Here is a 3,256-nt window from a genome sequence, read left to right on the forward strand (position 1 = left end):
CGGCTCGCCGCACGCCGCGCCCGGCTCCGCTCGTTCGCGCGGGCCCTGCACCGCGCCTACCCCGTCCGGGACGGCTGGCGGCACTGGCTGCACGACGACACCCTGATCTGCCGGTGCGAGGAGGTCCCCGCCGCGCGTGTCCTGGAGGCCGCGCGCGAGCTGGGCGCGACCGATCCGCGCACCGTGAAACTGCTGTCCCGCGCCGGGATGGGCTGGTGCCAGGGCCGGATGTGCGGCCATGCCACCGCCTGCCTGAGCGGCGACGGCGCACCCGGCGAGCCCGCGCTGCGCGCCCTCGCCAGAAGACCGTTCGCCCAGCCGGTCCGGCTCGGCGACCTCGCTGAGATCGTCGCGGAGGAGTCCCCCCATGAGTGAGAAGCGCGTCCCCTGGCATGGTGTCATGGTGGCGACCGCCCTGCCCTTCACCGCCGGGCTGGCGGTGGATCACGCGGCGTTCGCCGACAACTGCCGCTGGCTGGTGGAGAACGGCTGCGACGGCGTCGTGCCCAACGGTTCGCTGGGCGAGTACCAGACCCTGACGCCCGACGAACGCGCCCGCGTGGTGACGACCGCGGTCGACGCGGTCGGCGGCGCGAACGTGATGCCCGGTATCGCCGCCTACGGCGCGGCGGAGTCGCGTCGCTGGGCGGAGCAGGCCGCCAAGGCGGGCTGCGAGGCCGTCATGCTGCTCCCGCCGAACACCTACCGGGGCGACGAGCGCGCCGTCCTCGAGCACTACGCGGAGGTCGCCAAGGCCGGGCTGCCGATCGTCGCCTACAACAACCCCTACGACACCAAGATCGACCTGACGCCCGCGCTGCTGGCCAGGCTGCACCGCGAGGGCCTGATCGTCGGGGTGAAGGAGTTCACCGGCGACGTCCGCCGCGCCTATGAGATCGCGGAGCTGGCCCCCGGCCTCGATCTGCTGATCGGCTCCGACGACGTGCTGCTGGAGCTGGCCATCGCGGGCGCCGTCGGCTGGGTCGCCGGTTTCCCCAACGCCCTGCCCCGCTCCACCGTCAGGCTCTACCGGGCGGCCGTCGCGGGCGATCTCGGCACCGCGCTCCCGCTCTACCGGGCGCTCCACGCGCTGCTGCGCTGGGACTCCAAGACCGAGTTCGTCCAGGCCGTCAAGGTCTCGATGGAGCTGGCCGGACGCCCGGCAGGACCCGTCCGCGCCCCCCGCCAGCCGCTCACCGCCGAGCAGGACGCCGCCGTGCGCGCGGCCACGCTCGCCTGCCTCCCGCTGGAGGGCTGATGCGCAGCAGACGAGTGATCCACGCCGTCGACTCCCACACCGAGGGGATGCCGACCCGGGTCGTCACCGGCGGCGTCGGGACGATCCCCGGCGCGACGATGCTCGAACGCCGCGCCCACTTCGAGAAGCACCGCGACGAGCTCCGGCGGTTCCTGATGAACGAGCCGCGCGGCCACGCCGCGATGAGCGGCGCGATCCTCCAGCCGCCCACCCGCCCCGACGCCGACTTCGGCGTCCTTTACATCGAGGTGTCGGGCTATCTGCCGATGTGCGGGCACGGCACGATCGGCGTCGCGACGGTCCTGGTCGAGACGGGCCTGGTCGAGGTGGTCGAGCCGGTCACCACGATCCGGCTGGACGTCCCCGCCGGGCTCGTCACCGTGGACGTCGAGGTCGAGGACGGCCGCGCCAAGTCGGTGACGCTCCGGAACGTCGCCTCCTACGCCCACACCCTGGACGGGTCCGTCAAGGTGCCCGGTTTCGGCGAGGTCCCCTACGACCTGGCCTACGGCGGCAACTTCTACGCGATCGTCGAGCTGGACGCCCTCGGCCTGCCCTTCGACCGCGCCGCCCGGCAGGAACTGATCACCGCCGGTCTGGCGGTCATGGCCGCGATCAACGACCACGACCGTCCGGTCCATCCCGAGAACCCGCTGATCGGCGGCTGCAAGCACGTCTATCTGCAGGCCCCCGGTTCGACGGCCGCGCACTCCCGCCACGCCATGGCGATCCATCCGGGCTGGTTCGACCGCTCCCCGTGCGGCACCGGCACCAGCGCCCGGGTCGCCCAGTTGCACGCCCGCGGCGCGCTGGCCCTCGGCGACACCCTGGTCAACGAGTCGTTCATCGGCACCCGCTTCCTCGGCAGGGCCGTCGAGGAGACCACGGTCGCGGGCCGTCCCGCGGTCATCCCGACCGTGACGGGCCGCGCCTGGATCACCGGCACCGCCCAGTACCACCTCGACCCCGACGACCCGTTCCCCGCGGGCTTCGTCCTTTAGAAAGGCGCCCGGTCCTCGAGCGGAGGACCGGGCGGCCGGCGTCAGAGCCGTTCGGCCATCCAGGCTTCGATCTCGTCGGCCTGGCGGGGGAGCCCCGCCGACAGGTTGACGGCGCCGTCGGCGGTGATGACCAGGTCGTCCTCGATCCGGATGCCCATGCCGCGCAGCTCGGCCGGGAGGGTCAGGTCGTCGGGCTGGAGGTAGAGGCCGGGCTCGACGGTGAGGACCATGCCCTCTTCCAGCACGCCGTCCAGGTAGGTCTCGGCGCGGGCCTTCGCGCAGTCATGGACGTCCATGCCGAGCATGTGGCCGGTGCCGCAGAGCGTGTAGCGCCGGTACAGGCCCGATTCGGGGTCGAGCGCGGCCTCCGCGCCGCCGGGCAGCAGCCCCCAGGAGTCCAGGCCCTCGGCGATGACGCGCATCGCCGCGTTGTGGAAGTCGCGGAACCGCGCGCCGGGGCGGAGCGCGCCGATCCCGGCCTCCTGCGCGGCGTACACCAGGTCGTAGACGCGGCGCTGGGAGTCGGTGAACCGCCCGCTGACGGGCAGGGTGCGGGTGACGTCCGCGGTGTAGAATGAGTCGACCTCGACCCCGGCGTCCAGCAGCAGGAGCTGCCCGTCGGGCACCGGGCCGTCGTTGCGGATCCAGTGCAGCACGCAGGCGTGGGCTCCGGCGGCGGCGATGGTCTCGTAGCCGACCCCGTTGCCTTCGAGCCGGGCGCGCCGGTTGAACACGCCCTCGACCCAGCGTTCGCCGCGCGCCAGCGACGCGGCGTGCCGCAGTTCGGCGACGACGTCGGAGAAACCACTGATCGTGTGGTCGACGGCCGCCGTGAGCTGCGCGACCTCCCACTCGTCCTTGATCAGCCGCAGTTCGGCCAGGACGGCGGCGAGCTCGCGGTCGGCGTCGGGGTCGGCGTGCGGCGCGATCAGGGCGTCGACGGCCGGATCCGCTCCGCGCACGACCCGGGTGGCTCCCGCGCCGCTCAGCGCCTTGC

Annotated in this window: 4 protein-coding genes; 3 read left to right on the forward strand and 1 reads right to left on the reverse strand. The window is 73.4% G+C overall.

Annotated features, from left to right (window positions below; all coding sequences use genetic code 11):
* From ACYVE7_RS31590 to ACYVE7_RS31600, 3 genes are all read left to right on the forward strand, one after another.
* Positions 1 to 375 (forward strand): (2Fe-2S)-binding protein (locus tag ACYVE7_RS31590; RefSeq protein WP_460369923.1); only part of this gene is annotated, 375 nt, incomplete at its 5' end.
* Positions 368 to 1,258: a dihydrodipicolinate synthase family protein gene (locus ACYVE7_RS31595; RefSeq protein ID WP_460369925.1), complete on the forward strand. Its 891-nt coding sequence runs from the start codon at positions 368 to 370 to the stop codon at positions 1,256 to 1,258. The genes ACYVE7_RS31590 and ACYVE7_RS31595, both read left to right, overlap by 8 nt.
* Positions 1,258 to 2,259, forward strand: coding sequence for a proline racemase family protein (locus ACYVE7_RS31600; RefSeq protein WP_460369927.1), 1,002 nt, complete (start codon positions 1,258 to 1,260; stop codon positions 2,257 to 2,259). The genes ACYVE7_RS31595 and ACYVE7_RS31600 overlap by 1 nt, the downstream gene beginning before the upstream one ends.
* A gap of 41 nt (positions 2,260 to 2,300) precedes the next feature.
* Here the strand turns inward: ACYVE7_RS31600 and ACYVE7_RS31605 are convergent.
* Positions 2,301 to 3,256 (reverse strand): M24B family metallopeptidase (locus ACYVE7_RS31605; protein WP_460369929.1); only part of this gene is annotated, 956 nt, incomplete at its 5' end.

This window comes from Actinocorallia lasiicapitis (assembly GCF_054778695.1).